Raw genomic sequence first — 16252 nt, 5'->3', positions numbered from 1 at the left:
TGTGTGGGCATGCCCGGCATTCACTTCTCGCTGCGGATGAGTGAGGAGGAGATCGCCGCTCTCGCCACGAGCGCGGTCGACGACCTCGTCCGCGACCTGGTCCGACGTGCCTTCCAGCCGCTTCCCGGCCGGGGCGAGCAGGCGCCGGCCCAGGCGGAGGCCCTGGCGCACCTGCACATGCTCATCCACCTGAGGCAGGCCGTCGAGCGTCTCGAGGAGACCGCCGCCCACGAGGCGGCCGACGCGGGCGCCGGCTACCCGCAGATCGGCAGGGCGTCCAACATGACCCGGCAGGGCGCCCGTCGCCGCTGGCCGGGGCTGAACACCTCGTCGCCCACGGCAACGCCCGACTCCCAGAGCTCCCGATGACGTTCGCCCCCGTTCGCCCCCACGACGTGCTGCTGGTCGAGGACGATCCCGCCGACGTGATGCTCATCGAGGACGCCCTCACCGCGCGCGGCACCCGCCGTCCGGGCAAGGCCCAGGACGGCGCCGCCGCCCTGGAGTACCTGCGCGACCCGGCCAACCCGCGGCCGGACCTGATCGTGCTGGATCTGAACATGCCGCGCATGAACGGCCGCGAGCTCCTCTCCGTCATCAAGGCCGACGAGGACCTGCGGACCATCCCGGTGGTGGTGCTGACGACGTCGTCGGCGCCCGACGACGTCACCGCCGCCTACCGGCGGCACGCGAACGCCTACGTCACCAAGCCTGTCAACCTCGACGACTTCGAACGGGCCGTGCAGAGCATCGACGCCTTCTACCTCGACACCGTCACCCGACTGCCCCGGGCGTAAAGCCGGAGACCGCCGTGCCGGTCAGGCGCCGCCCGCCGGGCCCAGCAACCCGCGGGCGGTGGCCAGGCCCCAGGCCGCCAGGGTGAAGCCGTCGTGGATGCGGCCCTCGGCGAGCATGGTGCGCATCTCGCCGGGGGACAGCGCCCGGAGGGAGTCGATCCCCTCCTCGTGCGCGTCGGGGCCGAGGCTCCCGGAGAACGAGGACGAGGCGAGCCGCGCCAGGTAGAGCTGGTCGCGGCCACCGTGCAGTCCCGTGTCGGCGCTGTACTCGCCCAGGCGGATCATCTCCGTGATGTCGCCGCCCAGTTCCTCCAGCAGTTCGCGGCGCGCGGTCGTGGCACCGCCCTCGCCCGGTTCGCCGAATCCGCGGGGGATCTCCCAGTGCCAGTCCCGGTCGGCGTGCCGGAAGTGGTGGAGCAGGACGATCCTTCCGTCGTCCAGGACGGGCAGGACGGCGGCGCCTCCCCCCTCGGCCCCGGACACGAAGCGGATATAGGTGTTGACGCGCCCGGAGCGGAAGCGCACGGCGTCGCGGACCAGGCAGACGTAGGGGTCCCGGTAGACGACGCCGATGTCCGCGCACTCCTCGGGGAATCCGAAGGCGACCGCCAGTTCGCCCACTTCGCGGGCCACGCGGTCCTGGTCCCCGCGGTCGAGCAGGATCTCGTAGGCGGCTCCGGGAGGGTTGACGAAGAGCTCCGGCCGCTGCTCCCGCAGGGCGGCGTAGGCGCTCAGCCGTGCTTCCCTGCGCTCCCGGGCCCGCATGTCCTCGCTGTCGGTCTCCGTCATGTGTCCGCCTCGTCTCTCGTGGTGCCGTGTCGGGGTCTCACAGATAGAGGGCCAGGGGCATGTGCTGGATCCGGCCGGCCAGGTCCGGATAGTCGAGCGCGACGGAGAGGTAGTGCTCGTGGAGGGCCTGGACGACGTCGAAGGGCGCGGCATCGGCGTCCCCCAGGACCTGCCGGCTCCCGGCGAGCAGCGCGCGGACGGTCCCGACCATCGCGGTGTCCAGGACGTACCACAGGGGCAGGCACACGGCTCCGGCGCCGCTGATGACGAGGGAGCGCATGAAGCCCAGCACGTCGCCCCCGTCGGAGCGCATGCCCTGCCCCGCCACGCAGGCACCGAGGACGGTCAGCTTGTTGCGGGGCAGGCTCAGGTGCAGGGCGAGGTCGAACTGGGTGAGCACGTCCTGGCCGCCGAGGTGCAGCAGCGGGCCGGCGGCCTCCGGCCCGTCCAGGTAGGTCCCGTGGCCCGCGTACACGAAGAACTCCGGCTCGCGGGCGACGAGGGTGCCGAGACCGTCCCAGTCGGCGGCGTGCGCCGGCCGGGCGAACTCCAGCCCCTCGGGAGGCGTTCCGGCCACGACCACGTGCTCGCCGCGCCACCCGGTGCCGACGAGTTCACGGCCCGAGGCGTCGGAGTCGGTGGACAGCAGGGCCGCCAGGTCGTCGTCGTCCTCCATGAGCTGGCGCTTGAGCAGATGCCTGCCCTGGGTGACGAAGGCGGCCACGCTGACAGAATGGGAGAGCGGGACGCGCGCCGCCAGCGGCCGTGTGTCGCCGGGGCCGACCGCGACGTGGAGCGGCAGGGCGAAGAGGTGGTCGGTGGGGATCAGGGTGAGGTGGGTCGTGGCGCCGCCGTCGCCGACGCGGTCCCACACGGGCGCGACGAGCAGGTCCCACATCCGGCGGCAGGTCTGCTCGGAGGGCCACGGGGAGGCGGGGTCGGAGATGTCCGCCCACACCTGGTCGGCCAGGCGGGCGACGTTCTCGTAGGGGATGCCGGGCACGGTGGTCAGGCGTCCGTCCCGGCAGACCATCATGCCGAGCGCGTCGGGCACCGCCGCGGCGCCCGGCCCGGCGCCGTCGGGGGCGGCGTAGCGGAAGTAGCGCACTACGCAGGAACCCGGGTGGTTCAGTGTGTACTGGACGAGACGGTGTGCGACGTCCTCGTCGTGGGCGACGGACGTCAACGGGGCGTCCAGGAAGCGTTCCTCGTACTCCCGCTCGCGTTCCGCCAGCACCTCGCGCAGCGCACGCGCCAGCTCGGGCGAAGCGGGCTGGAGCGCGGCGCGCACCCTCGGTCCGCCGCCGCCGGCGGGCGCGGGCGTCGGGGCTCCGGCGATGCGGTGGGCCGGCGGCCCGGAAGAAGAAGGGCGCGAGGAGCCGAGCAGGTCCAGCAGTTCACGGCCGGAGGACTCCTCGACCAGGGAGAGGATCTTCTCCTGGTCCCCCTGGGAGCCGTCGCCGCGGACGACGGCGTCGGCGATCGCATGGAGGAACGCCGGCCGCATGTGGCGGGCGTACGCCCGTTTGTACGCGGGCAGGGCGATGGCCGACCGGACCGAACGCGCCAGGCGCAGCCGCCGCGCCAGAACGTCGTCCGGGCGGTCGGCGGGCGGAAGCGCCGCGGCGGTCCGCTGGTAACCGCGCACGGTGTAGGCGTAGAAGTCGACGTCGAGACCCGCGTGGTGCCCGTCCGCGGAGTCGTACCGTTCCGCCTCGTCGAGCAGCCGTCCCAGTTCCGCCAGTCCCGAGGCGCCGCCGTCGCGCAGGGCGAGGTTCTGCCGGGCGATGGACTTCCCGCGTTCCCAGGGCAGGGTCAGCAGTTCCTCGAAGTGCGACCGGGCGTTGTCCGGGTCGCACAGCACCTGGTTGGTGCGTGACTGCGCGATCCGGTAGGAGTCCCCGAGCCCCTGCGAGATCGCCAGGGACCGCGCGGTCACCTCCAGCGACCGGTCCGGCCGCCCGGCCTCCCGCAGGGCGATGGCCAGATTGTGCAGCGCGTTGGAGTAGCCCCGGAGGAACTCCCGGTGCCGGGCGGGAGTGCCGGGCACGGGAGGTACGGCGACATCGACCCCGTGCCGCCGCGCCAGGTCCTCGATCCCGCCGATGACCGCCTCGAGTTCCGCGACGAACCCGGCGGCGGCCGATCCCTTCCCGCCCTCCCGGGCGGGCTGCCCCTGCTCCTCGAACCGGGCCCGCTCGCGGTTGCTGCGCAGATCCGGCAGGGCCCACCACAGGCCCGCCTCCCGCGCGATGTCGACGGCGGTGCCGAACGAGATCCGGGCGGAGGTGAAGCTGCCCAGCCGGTACCGGATCCGCCCCTCCGCGTCGAACCACCGGGCGAGCGCGTAGGGGGCGAACAGGTCGTCGGCCGGCAGGCCGCCGCGGCGGTGGAGATCGTGGAGCCATTGGGCGTCGGCGCGCGAGGCCTTGATCAGCTGCAGGCCGGAGAAGAGCCGGTACGCCACGTCCGCGCGGACGATCTCGCACCAGTGGGCCCCCACCCGGCGCGCGGTGTCCCTGACGTCGCCCTGCGGCGACCGGTCGAGGACCCCGGTCAGCGTCAGGAGGCGCAAGGCGTCCTCCTGGCGCATGGGGACGTCGAAGTCGACGTCGAAACGGAGGACGAGGTCCTCGACGTCCAGTTCGCCGATGAGGGCGAGGATCGCGGCAACCGTGGGGGAAGAACCTTCCGGCTGCGGGCTCGTCGACAGGGTCATGGCGTCTGCGGCTCCCGTTTCTGTGAGGACGGGTGTGATGACGGGCAGCGGTCGCCGGGGGCGGACGGCCGGGGGCTCAACCGCGCTGCTCCGCCCGGCGGTGGGCGAGGGCGGCGGCCAGCCCCACGGCGACGCAGACCGGCGCCGTCACGACGGCCGGCAGCAGGCCGTCGCCGTGCTGGATGCCCCAGGCCGTCAGCGCCAGCCAGCACAGGGAGGATCCGAGCAGGCCCGAGGCGAGCGTGTCGATCCAGCGGTAGGGAAGGGCGACCGCCGGGATCGCGGCCTGCCTGAGCACGGCCAGCGGCAGGAAGAGCGCCACGGCCGCGAGGACGAGGATCGTCGGTGACTGGGCGGCGTGCGGGAGCGGCAGGTGGTAGCCGAGGGTCTGCACCACGGTCAGCGCGGTCAGCACGGAGCCCAGGACCGAGGTCTGCACCAGGCTCAGCCGGTTCCGGTACTCGTTGAGCGCCCGGTCGGTGACCGCGGTGGCCGCCGCGCGCGCCGCCTCGGCCCGTTCGCGGGCGGCCGTGAGGTACTCCTGGTCGTTCTCGATCTGGGTGATGAGGGCGTCGGCGGCGGCCAGGTCGCGCGCGGGCCAGGAACTCCCCTCCCCGACGCGGCGCAGCCGGGGCGCGTGAAGGCGCATGTTCGCGACCGCGATGGCCACCGTACGGGCCAGCTCCCGGTGGCGGGTGATCGTCCACAGCGCGCCCTGCGGCCCGAGTTGGGTCCGGTCGAGCACGGCGGCCGCGGCCAGGACGGCGCGCAGGCTCACCGGGTGGCCGGACGCACTGGGTTCCAGTGCCCGCAGCAGCGCGAGCGCCTCCCGGTCGCTGCGGGCGCGGCGCGCGTGGAGGGGCTCCCCGGAGACGTACTCCTCGTACCGGCGCGCCTCGTAGCCCGCCTTGGAGGCATGCATCAGATAGTGCGTCAGCGGGCGCAGGCCGTTCTCGCCCTCCGCCGCCCACGCCCACTCGTCCAGTGCGCGCTCCGCCCGCATCGGCGCCAGCACGCAGAAGTGCGCGAGCGCGTCCCTCGGATCTCCCCGGCCGGTGCGCCAGATCGAGAACCCGTGCTCCGTCACGTCGTGCCCACGCCACCAGGTGTCGTCGCTCTCGCCGGGCAACGGCCCATGGCGGCGGACCAGTTCGGCAGTCGACTGACGGGAGCGGGGCGACTCGTTCCGGTACAGGGCGGTGAACACCCGGAACTCGCCCAGGATCCCGTCCGGCGGGGGACCGGTGACGCCTGCCCCGGCCGAGGCCGCCGTCCACTCGCCGAGCAGGGTGGTCCACTGCGGCAGTCCGGCATCCAGGTCGTTGGGCGCGAGGAGGGCCACCAGCCCGAGCACGTCGTGCTCGGCGAACAGGAAGGCGGCGTGCAGGCCGGGGGAGGTGTCGTCGCGTGCCGCCGCTGCCAGGACGGTGAAGTCCGCCGCGGGGACCGGCGGATCGGGGAAGGGCCGGTCGGGCAGCGGCAGGCCGCCGAACGCCGACGTCATCCCGAGCCGGCCGCACGCGGCCCACAGGCGTGCGAGGTGGTCGAGGGGCGCGGAGTCCCCCGGCTCCGGGACGGCCGGCACGAAGCAGGTGATGATCAGTGACGGTTTCACCATGCCGTGCACCAGGCGTTACCTGCTTCCGGGCGGGGGCGGGAGCCGCTCAGTCGGCGGAGGGTGTCGTGCCCGTCGTGCCGCCCCGCTGAGCGGGGCCGTCCAGATCGAGGGTGAGCCTGCCCACCAGGACGTTGCGCTGCTCGCGCCGGTCCGGGGGGATGAGGGTCTTGCGCGTACCGGGCAGGGCCTGGGCGCGATAGGCGGACTCCAGCGCCTGCAACCCTGTGAGAGCCTCGTTGACCGCGCCCGGAGAGTCCGCGGCGACCGCCGCGTCCAACTCCCCGAGCACTCTTCCCACGTCGAGCCAGCCCTCGGCCGACAGGAACCAGTCGTCCAGCGCCCGTAGGCGGTTGACGACGCGTCGCGTCACGTCTGCATCCACCGAAGGCCCCCGTTGCCGCACTGCGCCTGGTCACTGAACGAGATCCCCAGGGTAGCGTTCCGTGGTCGTCCGCGGACGGAATTCTCCGCAAGGGCCGTGCACTTGCCGCTGGAAAAGGGGGTGGAGCGGACCATGCCCGGCCTGCTACCTTGCAGTTGACCGTGACACCGCCCGAGGAGGTGAGACCCGTGAACGCTGTATCGGCATGGGTGCTCCCCCTTCCCGTCATGGCCGGCGACTGACGCAGGCGTCGCCGGGAGCGCCTCGACACCAAGGCACTCCCGAAAGGCAACACCTGTGCACTCTCCCCAGTTCACCGCCGACGTCCCGTCCGACGGCATGCGCGAGCGGGACTTCACCGTGGGCGGCGTCCCCGGAGTCCTCTGGTCGCCGGTTTCCGGCGCCGATCGCGCGCCCTTGATCCTGATGGGCCACGGCGGGGGCACCCACAAGAAGCACGCGGCGATGTCGGGCCGCGCCCGGCTCCTGGTGACCGGCTGCGGTTTCCACGTCGCCGTCGTCGACGCGCCCGGTCACGGCGACCGGCCGCGCACGGCCCACGACGACGCGGAGATCGCCGAGCTGTACCGGGCCAGGGCGGCGGGCGAACCGGAAGGGCCGGTCGTCGTCCGCTACAACGCCCACCTGGCCGACCTCGCCGTCCCCGAGTGGCGGGCGACCCTGGACGCCCTCCAGGCACTTCCCGAGATCGGCGCGGACGGGCCCGTCGGCTACTACGGCATCAACATGGGCACCGCCATCGGAGTGCCGTTCGTGGCCGCCGAACCCCGCATCACGGCCGCGGTCTTCGGCCAGCACTGGCCCGATGCCCTGGCCGCGCACGCGAGGCGGATCACGGTGCCCGTCGAGTTCGCCCTGCAGTGGGACGACGAGCACATCCCGCGCGAGGCCGGTCTCGCGCTGTTCGACGCCTTCGCCTCGAAGGAGAAGACGTTGCACGCCAACGCGGGACGGCACAAGGAACTGCCCCGGTTCGAGGCCGACAGCGCGGTGAGGTTCTTCGCCCGGCACCTCGGCCGGACGGTCCCCTCGACCGCCTGACGCACGCGGTCGCGGCGCCCGGCCCGCCGGCCGGGCGCCGCACACCGGGCGGACCGCGCGACAATGGGCTCATGAGCGATGAGCCGTGGCACCAGGGCGGTGAGCCCGCCTGCATGCTGCACCTGGTGTGTCCCGAGTGCGGCCGGGTCCGCGAACGGCCGGGCAGCGCCGTCTGCGAGCACTGCGGCGTGCGCCTGGGGGACGAGCCCGGGCCGGACGCGGCCGACCGCGACCGCGACAGCGCCGGCCGGGCACGCAACGCCCGGCCGAGGGACGGCCTGGGCAGGCCCCTGCCGTACGGTGCCGAAGGGGTCGCCCGGCAGCCGGAGGGAGTGCCCCGCTCCCCGGAGGAGACGCTCGTGGAGGCGCAGCGGCTGCTCGACGCCGGCCGCCCGTTCCACGCCCACGAGGTCCTGGAGGACATGTGGAAGGCCGCCCCGGGCGAGGAGCGGGCCCTGTGGCGCGCACTCGCCCAGCTCGCGGTGGGCCTGACGCACGCCGCGCGCGGGAACACCAAGGGCGCCACGGCCTTGCTGTCCCGAGCGGCCGACGGGCTCACGCCCTACGCCGGCACGTCGCCCCACGGTGTCGACGTCGGCGCGCTGGTGACGTGGTCCCGGGCGCGGGCCGCGGACGAGCACCGCACGCAGCCGCCCCCGCGCTTGAGCTGAGGCGCCGGGGGTCGGTACGTTGCCCAACGCCGGGTGAAGGCGCGGGAGTAGGGACACTGGAGGCCGCGATGCCGTTCAACGGGCTGCCGCACGGATCCGTGCCCAGGCTGGAGCGCCCCGGACCGCTGCGCGAGCAGGTCTACCAGGCCCTGCTGGATCTCGTCGGCTCACGGTCGCTGCGTCCGGGGCAGCACCTGGTGGAGAGCGAGCTCGCGGCCCGGCTCGGGGTCTCCCGGCAGCCCGTGCACGAGGCGCTGCAACGGCTGAACACCGAAGGGTGGGTCGACCTCCGCCCCGCGCAGGGCGCCTTCGTCCACGAGCCGACCGGGGAGGAGACCGACCAGCTCTTCGTCGTCCGCACCCTGCTGGAGACCGAGGGGGCGCGCCTGGCCGCGGCCGGCCCGTCCGCCGAGGGCATCGAACGGCTCGGCGAGCTGTGCGCGACGGGCGAGGCGGCGGTCGCCGCGGACGACGTGGACGGGGCGGTCGCCGCGAACGCCACGTTCCACGCGTGCGTCATGGAACTGGCCGGCAACGCGGTCCTCGCGGACCTGGCGGCCCGTGTCGAGAACCGGGTGCGCCGCTACTACACGCCCATCGTCCACCAGGCCTGGGCCGAGCACCGCGAGCTCATCGCCGCGATCGCCGCCCGCGACGACGCCCGCGCCCAGCGCGTCATGCGCGCCCACACCAAGGACGCCAGAACCCGCTTCCCCCCGCGCCCGGCCGTCTGACGCGGGGCGCCCGCGCGGGTGGCGCACCCCCTCGGGCGCCGGAGCGGCCGGTCCGACCGGCGTCGGATGCGACGGCCCGGTGGCGCGCATAGGCTCTTGCCGGACATATCTCTCTTTCCGGGGTGAGTGACCGTGCCGACCTACATCACGCTGCTGAACTGGACCGACCAGGGGATCCGCGCCTCTGCGGACACCGCGGAGCGTGCCGACGCCTTCGGTGCCGCACTGCAGCGGGCCGGGGCGCGGCTCGTCGGCATCTACTGGACGGTGGGCCCGCACGACCTCGTGGCCATCGTCGAGGCGCCCGACGACGAGACCGCCGCCGCCGCGCTGCTGCGCCTCGGGGTGGTGGGCAACGTCCGCAGCACGACGATGCGGGCCTTCGGGCGGGACGAGATCGAGGGCGTCGTCGCCAAGGCCTCCGTCTGAGACCCCGGCGCCCGCGGACGCGGAGGCCGATGCCGCCTCCGCGTCCGCGGGCGTGTCACGCCGGCCCGTCGAGGGGCCCCGTCACTCGAACTCCTCGCCCTGGCCCAGACCGATGCCCGTCGTCCAGGACGTGATCACCACGCCGCCCTGGCTGATGTCGGTCTCGCCGGGGACGGCGAAGTACGTGGAGAGCGAGCTGTGGTCCGGCATCGACAGATGCAGCGCGTTGACCTTGAGCGTGTGCTCCGGCAGGTCCGGCTTGCTGTAGCGGACGGTGGCGTGCAGAGGGGAGTCCGGGCGCAGCACGAGCGTGCCGCCCCGGCCGCTGACGTACAGCGGGATCGCCGCGGTCTGGTCGGGAGGTCCGCTCAGGCTTATTTGGGGGGTGTCGCTGAGCGTGCAGGCGATGCCGTCGTGCGCCAGCAGGGTGATGTCGAAGGCGCGGCGGCTGAGGCCCGAGGTGAGCCCGCCGAAGTAGAACGAGACGTCACTGGTGCGGCAGGGCCGCGGTGTCGTCGACGTACCGGAGACTTTCGCGCTCGCGATGCCGGGAACGGTCAGTACGGCCGCGGCGATCGCCGCCGCGCCCGCTGCGGCAAGGGTCATTCGACGCATGGGAGTTCCTAGGGGTGGGAGAGGGGTGTTCAGAAGGCGCCGAGGCCGTGCGGCATGCCCCGGCCGGTCGGACCGTCCCAGCCGGCGCGCGCGTTGCAGACCGACGCGCTGAGCCCGGGGTAGTCGGCGCACGTGTGGTACGCCTCGTTGTTGCCGCTGGTGATGTCGGTGAAGGCGGCGGCAGGGGCGCGGTAGAGGGTCCGGGGTCCGTCGACCGCGGCGAGGTGGCCCACCCGGGTGAACAGGCCCGCGATGTACGGCGCGGAGGCACTGGTCCCGCCGGCGATCACCCAGTTGTAGGGTTCGCCCGTGCTTGGCGCGTACGTGTCGTAGACCGCCACGCCCGTGGCGGCGTCGGCGTCCGCCGACACGTCCGCCGCGGCACGGTGCCCGCCGCAGGCCGCGGTCACCGAGGACGGCTGGCCGCCGGCCGCGGGGAACCGCGTCTCGCATCCGCTGCCGCCGGCCCACCACGCGGTCGCCGGGCCGGAAGCCGGCAAGGTGACGCCCCCGACGCTGATGACCGACGGGAGGTTCGACGGCCACGACTGGTGGATGCCGCCGTTGAAGCCGGAGTCCCCGGTGGACGCGGTGATCGCCACCCCCTTGTGGTGGAGGGCGGCGAGCGTGCGGCCGCTGGTGTTCGTCACGTCCGCTGAGTACCCGTAGCTGATGCTGACGGCCGAAGCGTGGTGCGCCACCGCGGTGTTCACCGCCCGGGCGAAGTCACCGGTGGACACGTCGTTGTCGTCCTCGGCGTCCTGCCACGGCACCGATATCTCCATCAGGCGGCAGGACGGGCAGGCGGCCGAGGCCATGTCGAGGTCGAGCGAGGTTTCCAGCGCCACCTCCTCCTCCACGAAGGCGCCGTGGGGGTCCGTCTGCGGGGCGGGCTGGGCACCACCGGTGTAGTCCAGCAGTTGCAGGCAGCCGGACGCCCTCGTGCAGGGCGGCAGTCCGTACGTCCGCCGGTAGGCGGCCAGGTCGCTCTCCAGGGCCGGGTCGACGCCGGCGTTGATGACGGCGATGATGCCCCTGCCGGACGAGGTACGGGGCAGTCCGTACGCCTTGCCCAGGTCGGCGGGACCGTAGCCGGCGGGCAGCGGGGAACGCAGCGGCGCGTCACTGCCCTTGTGCTCCGTGACCACCTCGGCATGGCATCGCGGGCACACCGAACGCACACCGTGCGAGTCCAGCAGCCGTCCGGTGCCCACCGCCTGGCGCAGCGCGGACACGCTCTCGCCGCTGTTGGCACGGGCGTTGGAGGGCGCGCCGGCCGTGCCGGTCGGCACCGGGGACGGCGACGGCGACGAGGCCGCGGCGAGCCCGGGGTGCAAGGTGGCGGCGGTCAGCGCCGCGGCGGCCACCGCCACCAGCGAGACCTTGGCGAAGCGGTTCGGCAACGTTCCCCGCATCCGCGCGATCCGGTCCCGCGACATGAATCTGCTCACGCGTCCATGAATCCTCTCCACTTGAAGCCGGGCCGTGCGGCCCGGTGCGACGCGGCTCCCCGGCCCGGGGCAGCGGTCGCGTTCGTCTTCTGCGGAGACCCCCAGCACGCCACGCCCCACTGCCCTTCGCCGTACAAGCCGCCGGGCGCCGTTGATCCTCGGCGCACCTGTTGATCCGTTCAGATGCACCCGGGACGCGGAAAGTTCTCGTCCGCGCGGAACTGCCGGCGGAAGACGGGGGACATGGTCGTGGCCGTGCACGGGCGCGCGGGCGCGCGGGCGGGCGGGGAACCGAACCGCCGCGGCGAACGTCCCTCGCTCCATGACTTCCGACGATCGGCAAGCGCCCACGAGCCACGCGGAGCGCGCCGCGGTCAACGACTACACCGGCTTCGCCGAGGCGTACACGAGCGAGAACGAGACCAACCTCGTCAACGCCCACTACGAACGGCCCGCGATGCTGGCTCTTGCCGGGGACGTGGCCGGCCGGCGGATCCTCGACGTGGGCTGCGGCGCCGGGGCGCTGTCCGCGGCGCTCCGCGACCGCGGCGCCGTCATGAGCGGCTTCGACGCGAGCGCAGGGATGCTGGAGCTGGCCCGGCGCCGCCTCGGTACGGACGCGGACCTGCGGGTCGCCGACCTGGCCGGGCCCCTTCCCTACGCCGACGGCACGTTCGACGACGCCGTCGCTTCCCTGGTGCTGCACTACCTGGAGGACTGGGGGCCGGCGCTGGCCGAGCTACGGCGCGTACTGAAGCCGGGCGGCCGGCTGCTCGTGTCCGTCGACCACCCCTTCGTGATCGCGCTCATGCACCGCGAGGCCGGCCGCCAGGCCGAGCACAACTACTTCGACACGACCAACTGGACCGAGGAATGGACGATGGGCGGCCGAACCGCCCTGATGAGTCTCTGGCACCGGCCCCTCCACGCGATGACCGACGCCTTCACCGCGGCGGGCTTCCGGATCACGGTCGTCAGCGAGCCGGATCCCGACCCCGCCGCCCGCGAGCTGTTCCCCGAGGCCATCGCGGCCGAGCCGCGGTTCCTGTGCTTCCTGTTCTTCGTCCTGCACGCGGAGCAGGGCCTGCCCGTCGCGTGAGCGCTCAGCCGGTCGTACCGCGCAGGACGGCCAGCGCCGAGGCGTACATCCGTTCCTTGATGGTGCCGAGGGTGTCGCCCGCCTTGCCCGCCTGCGCGGCGGCGAGCTCCAGGGCGGCGGAACGCACGGCGCCCTCCTCCACCGCCCGGTCCACGATGCCGGCGGCCGCGGCGTCCGTGCCACCGTACCGGCGGGCGGTGACCATGGCCTCGTGCGCGGTCTGCGGCGCGAGGCGGGACCGGATCAGGGCGGACATGCCGGGCGTGAAGGGGATGTTGATGTCGGCCTCGGGCAGGCACCAGAAGCCGCGGTCGGCACGCATCACACGGAAGTCGTGGGCGAGGGAGAGCATCGCGCCGGCGGCGAAGGTGTGCCCCTGCAGCGCGGCCACCGTGACCATCGGCAGGGACAGCACGCGGGCGAAGAGCCCGTGGACGGAGTTCCGGTAGCTCTCCTGCTGCTCGGCGTGGGCGCCGAGCCACTCCAGGTCCAGGCCGTTGGAGAAGAATTTGCCCGTCGCGGCGGTCACCAGGGCGCGCGGCCCCTCCGCCTTCTCCACCTCGTCGAGGGCGGCACCGACCGCGGCGAGCCAGTCGGGATGGAAGCGGTTCTCGCCGTCCCCGATGTCGAGCACGAAGACGTTCTCCTGGCGGTCAAGGGTGGGCATCTGCAGCTCCCGGGGGTCTGCCGAGTCCGTGGCCGTGTCCTGTCCGGAGCCCAGCTCCGTCGACCGGTGCGGCACCGCGATCAGGCCGCGGCCCGTAGGAGGCTCCGCTTCCATGGTCCATGACGGGCCGACCCGCGGCGACCCCGGCATCGACAGCATGCTCGGCGCGCACAAGCCCCCTTCGGGGAGACGGCGTTGAGCGGTGCGGGACGGGTGGCCGCGACGTACGGGATCGATGAACGGGTTTCAGCTTGCCGCCGCGCAACACCTCGTGGTCGGCATCGTGCCGCTGATCGTGGGCGTGATCGTCGGGGATCCTTGTCGGCGCCGTTGTCCTCGGCCGCCGTCACCGCGCGCGGCAGCCGGGCCCGCACAACGGCCGCAACCCCGGGCCGGAGCGTGGCACCCGTACGACGAGCACGAGACGGGCCGGTCGTCGGACCGCGGTCCTGGGCACCAGGACGGCGTCCGCCACGGCGGCCGGCAGAGGCGCGTGATGGACGAGTGGCCCGAGCCGGGGATCCGGCGCCGTCCGCACTCGATGAAGGGGTTCGGCAACGTCGCCTCGCACGATGCCGGCGACGCGGCGGAGGCGCCGCCGCGGTACCCGAGAGGCGACCGGTCATGAACCCGCGGCCCCGACGCGGACGAGCCGGTCCGTCACGGTCACGGAAACCGTAGTCACCCACCGTGACCGTCCGGGCGTACCCGTGACACGGCTGCCGGACCCGGCGCCGGCTTCGCGTCGGCGGGGACGCCCGCGCCGTGCCAGCATGGGCCGTAGACGGTGGGCAGAGGCAGGGATGCCGGGGCGGGTGGCCGAAGGCCCCGGCAGCAGGGAGACCGTTGTGACCCACGAGCAGCTCCGACTCGGCGAGGTCCTCGCGGCGGCCGAGGCGGTCGCGCCGGCCGACTCCGTCGAGGTCATCGGCCGCAACCTGCGGGAGCGGTTCGGGGCGCGTTCCGTGTCGTTCCTCCTCGCCGACGTCATCGGCCGGAAGCTGGTGCGGATCGGCGACGGCGGCCAGTCGCGGCGAGGCCGCGGCGCGGAGCAGATCCCGCTGTCCGGCACCCCGTACGAGGAGGCGCTGCGCGGCCAGCGGATCGTGCAGCACTCGGGCGACGGGCAGGGCCTGCGCCTGGTCGTGCCGGTGAGCCATCGGGGCGAAGCCCTCGGCCTGCTGGAACTGACGCTCCCCGGCGCCGACGCGGACGTCCTGGCACAGGTCGGCGAGGCCGCCCACGCGCTCGCGTACCTCATCGTCACCGACCGGCGCTTCACCGACCTCTACCACTGGGCCGGGCGCACCACGTCCATCAGCCTGGCCGCCGAGATCCAGCACGGGCTGCTGCCCTCGGCCGCCAGCTGCGAGGGCGACCGGTTCGCCCTGGCGGGCGCGCTCGTGCCCGCCGACTCCATCGGGGGCGACACGTACGACTACGCGGTCGAGCACGACATCCTGCACGTCTCCATCACCGACGCGATGGGCCACGACGTCGAATCCGCGCTGCTGGCCACGCTCCTGGTCAACGCCTCCCGGGGCGCCCGCAGAGCCGGCTGCGACCTCGCCGAGCAGGCGTACCGGGTGCACCGGACGCTCCTGGACCACAGCCGCAGCGGCTTCGCCACCGGCCAGCTCATCCGGATCGCCATGGACGGCACCGGCGCGCAGCTGGTCAACGCGGGCCATCCGTGGCCGCTGCGGCTGCGCGACGGCGCGGTCGAGGAGGTCCGCGTCGACGTCCACCTGCCCTTCGGCGTGCCCGCCCGCACCCCCTTCCTCGTCCAGCCCCTCGACCTGCGGGCCGGCGACCGGCTGGTCCTCTACACCGACGGCATGCAGGAACGCCGGGCCGGCGCGGTGGACCTGGCGGCGCTGATCCGCGACACCGCCGCCGAGCACCCCCGCGAAGTGGTCATCACGGCCACCGCCGCCGTGCTGGAGGCGTGCCTGGGGCACCTGCGGGACGACGCCACGATCCTCTGCCTGGACTGGCGGGGCCCGTGTACGCGGTGACGCACCACCGAAAGCGGCAACGGCGGGCGACCCCGCTGCGATGGGCATGGAGACCCGGCAAGCGCGAGCGGGGCCGCACCTTCAGCATGCGCCTTCACCGACGCGTGGTCTGCCCCTGAAGGGCGGGATGTGCCCCGCGTCAACCCGCTGCACCGCGGTGACCAGGCACTTGGCCGAATCGGACCCGCCCTCGCGGTCCCCGTCGCACACTGGCCGTGGTGGCTCCGCCGTGTCTCCCCCGTCGCGGCGGAGCCACCGTGGCCGGTGTGCGCGTGGTCAGGGCAGGAGCACGATCTTGCCGTGGGTGTGCTGCTGCTCCAGCTCGTGGAAGGCGTCCCGCACCTGGTCCAGCGGGTACGTGCGGGCGATCGGCACCTCCAGCCCGCCGGACACGGCCAGCCGGGCCAGCTCGCCCAGCACGACCGCGGACGCCGCCGCACCCTCTCCGTACGTCCGTGCGCCGACCTCGGCCGCGGCCTGCCAGTCGCTGATGGTGTTGATCCGCTCGGGCCGCACGCCCAGCTCGACCGCCAGCGCCACGTAGCCGTTGCCGAAGGTGTCGATGAACGCGTCGACCTTGCCGCCGGCCGCCTGGCCGATCCGCTCGGCGACACCGGGTCCGTACGCGACCGGCAGGACACCGTGGTCCCTCAGCCACGCGTGGTTCCGCTCGCTCGCCAGGCCGATCACCGTGGCGCCGCGCCGCCGCGCGAGCTGGACGGCCAGCGATCCGACGCCGCCCGCCGCACCGGAGACGACGACGGTGTCCTCCGGGCCGGGGTCCACCGCGAACACGGTGGCGTAGGCGGTCGTGCCGGCCACGTACAGCGCCCCGGCCACCTCCCACGCCAGCCCCGCCGGACGGGACACCAGATTCACGTCGTCGACCACGACGAACTGCGCGTGGCTGGCCCGCCGGTGAGTGAAGCCCAGGACCTCGTCGCCCACGGCGAAGCCCCGGAGGTGCGGGCCCGCCTCGACCACGACACCGGCCAGATCGCTGCCCTGCCCGGACGGGAACACCGCCGGCCAGCGGGCGTGCAGCGCGCCCGCGCGGATGTGCGCCTCGCCGGGCTGGATCCCGGCCGCGCGGACCTCGACCAGCACCTGCCCGGGCCCGGGCACCGGCCGCTCGACCTCCTCCACCCGCAGCACATCGATCCCGCCGTACTCGTGAAACCGCACCGCCCGCATCGCGTGA

16 protein-coding genes are annotated in these 16252 nt (G+C 73.8%); 8 read left to right on the top strand and 8 right to left on the bottom strand.

What is annotated here, in order from left to right:
- Window positions 1-9 precede the first annotated feature (9 nt).
- Window positions 10-369: a hypothetical protein gene (locus ACIP9H_RS05905; protein ID WP_401581494.1), complete on the top strand. Its 360-nt coding sequence runs from the start codon at window positions 10-12 to the stop codon at window positions 367-369.
- Window positions 366-797: a response regulator gene (locus ACIP9H_RS05900; RefSeq protein ID WP_401581492.1), complete on the top strand. Its 432-nt coding sequence runs from the start codon at window positions 366-368 to the stop codon at window positions 795-797. The genes ACIP9H_RS05905 and ACIP9H_RS05900 overlap by 4 nt, the downstream gene beginning before the upstream one ends.
- A gap of 21 nt (window positions 798-818) precedes the next feature.
- Here ACIP9H_RS05900 and ACIP9H_RS05895 read toward each other — a convergent pair whose 3' ends face one another.
- The 4 genes from ACIP9H_RS05895 to ACIP9H_RS05880 form a co-directional block, all read right to left on the bottom strand.
- Window positions 819-1586 (bottom strand): NUDIX hydrolase, encoded by a 768-nt coding sequence (locus ACIP9H_RS05895; RefSeq protein WP_401581489.1) that lies wholly within the window; start codon window positions 1584-1586, stop codon window positions 819-821.
- A 37-nt stretch (window positions 1587-1623) separates the two neighbouring features.
- A complete protein-coding gene (locus ACIP9H_RS05890; RefSeq protein ID WP_401957738.1) occupies window positions 1624-4305 on the bottom strand; it encodes a CHAT domain-containing protein in 2682 nt (893 codons plus the stop codon).
- Window positions 4306-4381: 76 nt separating this feature from the next.
- Window positions 4382-5923, bottom strand: coding sequence for a CATRA conflict system CASPASE/TPR repeat-associated protein (locus tag ACIP9H_RS05885; protein WP_401581485.1), 1542 nt, complete (start codon window positions 5921-5923; stop codon window positions 4382-4384).
- Window positions 5924-5969: 46 nt separating this feature from the next.
- Window positions 5970-6293: a CATRA system-associated protein gene (locus tag ACIP9H_RS05880; protein WP_401957735.1), complete on the bottom strand. Its 324-nt coding sequence runs from the start codon at window positions 6291-6293 to the stop codon at window positions 5970-5972.
- Between the two features lie 309 nt (window positions 6294-6602).
- Between ACIP9H_RS05880 and ACIP9H_RS05875 the strand changes: the two genes are divergently transcribed.
- The 4 genes from ACIP9H_RS05875 (at window position 6603) to ACIP9H_RS05860 (ending at window position 9201) form a co-directional block, all read left to right on the top strand.
- The gene (locus ACIP9H_RS05875) at window positions 6603-7367 is read left to right on the top strand and encodes an alpha/beta hydrolase (RefSeq protein ID WP_401581482.1); all 765 of its coding nucleotides are present in this window, start codon (window positions 6603-6605) and stop codon (window positions 7365-7367) included.
- Window positions 7368-7438: 71 nt separating this feature from the next.
- Entirely contained in the window at window positions 7439-8038 is a 600-nt protein-coding gene (locus tag ACIP9H_RS05870) for a DUF309 domain-containing protein (protein WP_401581479.1), read from the top strand.
- Window positions 8039-8106: 68 nt separating this feature from the next.
- A complete protein-coding gene (locus tag ACIP9H_RS05865; protein ID WP_401581477.1) occupies window positions 8107-8772 on the top strand; it encodes a GntR family transcriptional regulator in 666 nt (221 codons plus the stop codon).
- A 132-nt stretch (window positions 8773-8904) separates the two neighbouring features.
- A complete protein-coding gene (locus tag ACIP9H_RS05860; RefSeq protein ID WP_401581474.1) occupies window positions 8905-9201 on the top strand; it encodes a GYD domain-containing protein in 297 nt (98 codons plus the stop codon).
- An 81-nt stretch (window positions 9202-9282) separates the two neighbouring features.
- Here ACIP9H_RS05860 and ACIP9H_RS05855 read toward each other — a convergent pair whose 3' ends face one another.
- Both ACIP9H_RS05855 and ACIP9H_RS05850 read right to left on the bottom strand, forming a co-directional pair.
- Entirely contained in the window at window positions 9283-9807 is a 525-nt protein-coding gene (locus tag ACIP9H_RS05855; RefSeq protein WP_401957730.1) for a DUF4232 domain-containing protein, read from the bottom strand.
- Between the two features lie 38 nt (window positions 9808-9845).
- Window positions 9846-11267 (bottom strand): hypothetical protein, encoded by a 1422-nt coding sequence (locus tag ACIP9H_RS05850; protein WP_401581470.1) that lies wholly within the window; start codon window positions 11265-11267, stop codon window positions 9846-9848.
- 322 nt (window positions 11268-11589) lie between these two features.
- Between ACIP9H_RS05850 and ACIP9H_RS05845 the strand changes: the two genes are divergently transcribed.
- Entirely contained in the window at window positions 11590-12366 is a 777-nt protein-coding gene (locus ACIP9H_RS05845) for a class I SAM-dependent methyltransferase (RefSeq protein WP_401581468.1), read from the top strand.
- Window positions 12367-12370: 4 nt separating this feature from the next.
- Here ACIP9H_RS05845 and ACIP9H_RS05840 read toward each other — a convergent pair whose 3' ends face one another.
- Complete coding sequence (locus ACIP9H_RS05840; protein WP_401581465.1) at window positions 12371-13033, bottom strand: enoyl-CoA hydratase-related protein; 663 nt, start codon at window positions 13031-13033, stop codon at window positions 12371-12373.
- A gap of 848 nt (window positions 13034-13881) precedes the next feature.
- On the opposite strand from ACIP9H_RS05840, the gene ACIP9H_RS05835 reads away from it, so the two are divergent.
- A complete protein-coding gene (locus ACIP9H_RS05835) occupies window positions 13882-15051 on the top strand; it encodes a PP2C family protein-serine/threonine phosphatase (protein ID WP_401581462.1) in 1170 nt (389 codons plus the stop codon).
- Between the two features lie 276 nt (window positions 15052-15327).
- Here ACIP9H_RS05835 and ACIP9H_RS05830 read toward each other — a convergent pair whose 3' ends face one another.
- On the bottom strand, window positions 15328-16245 hold the full coding sequence (locus ACIP9H_RS05830; protein ID WP_401581459.1) for an NADP-dependent oxidoreductase: 918 nt from the start codon (window positions 16243-16245) through the stop codon (window positions 15328-15330).
- Window positions 16246-16252 lie beyond the last annotated feature (7 nt).

It is taken from the genome of Streptomyces sp. NPDC088732, from assembly GCF_044751205.1.
Taxonomy (GTDB): Bacteria; Actinomycetota; Actinomycetes; order Streptomycetales; family Streptomycetaceae; genus Actinacidiphila.
Note: the sequence above shows the minus strand (reverse complement) of the source record. Positions and strands in the feature narration are given on the sequence as shown.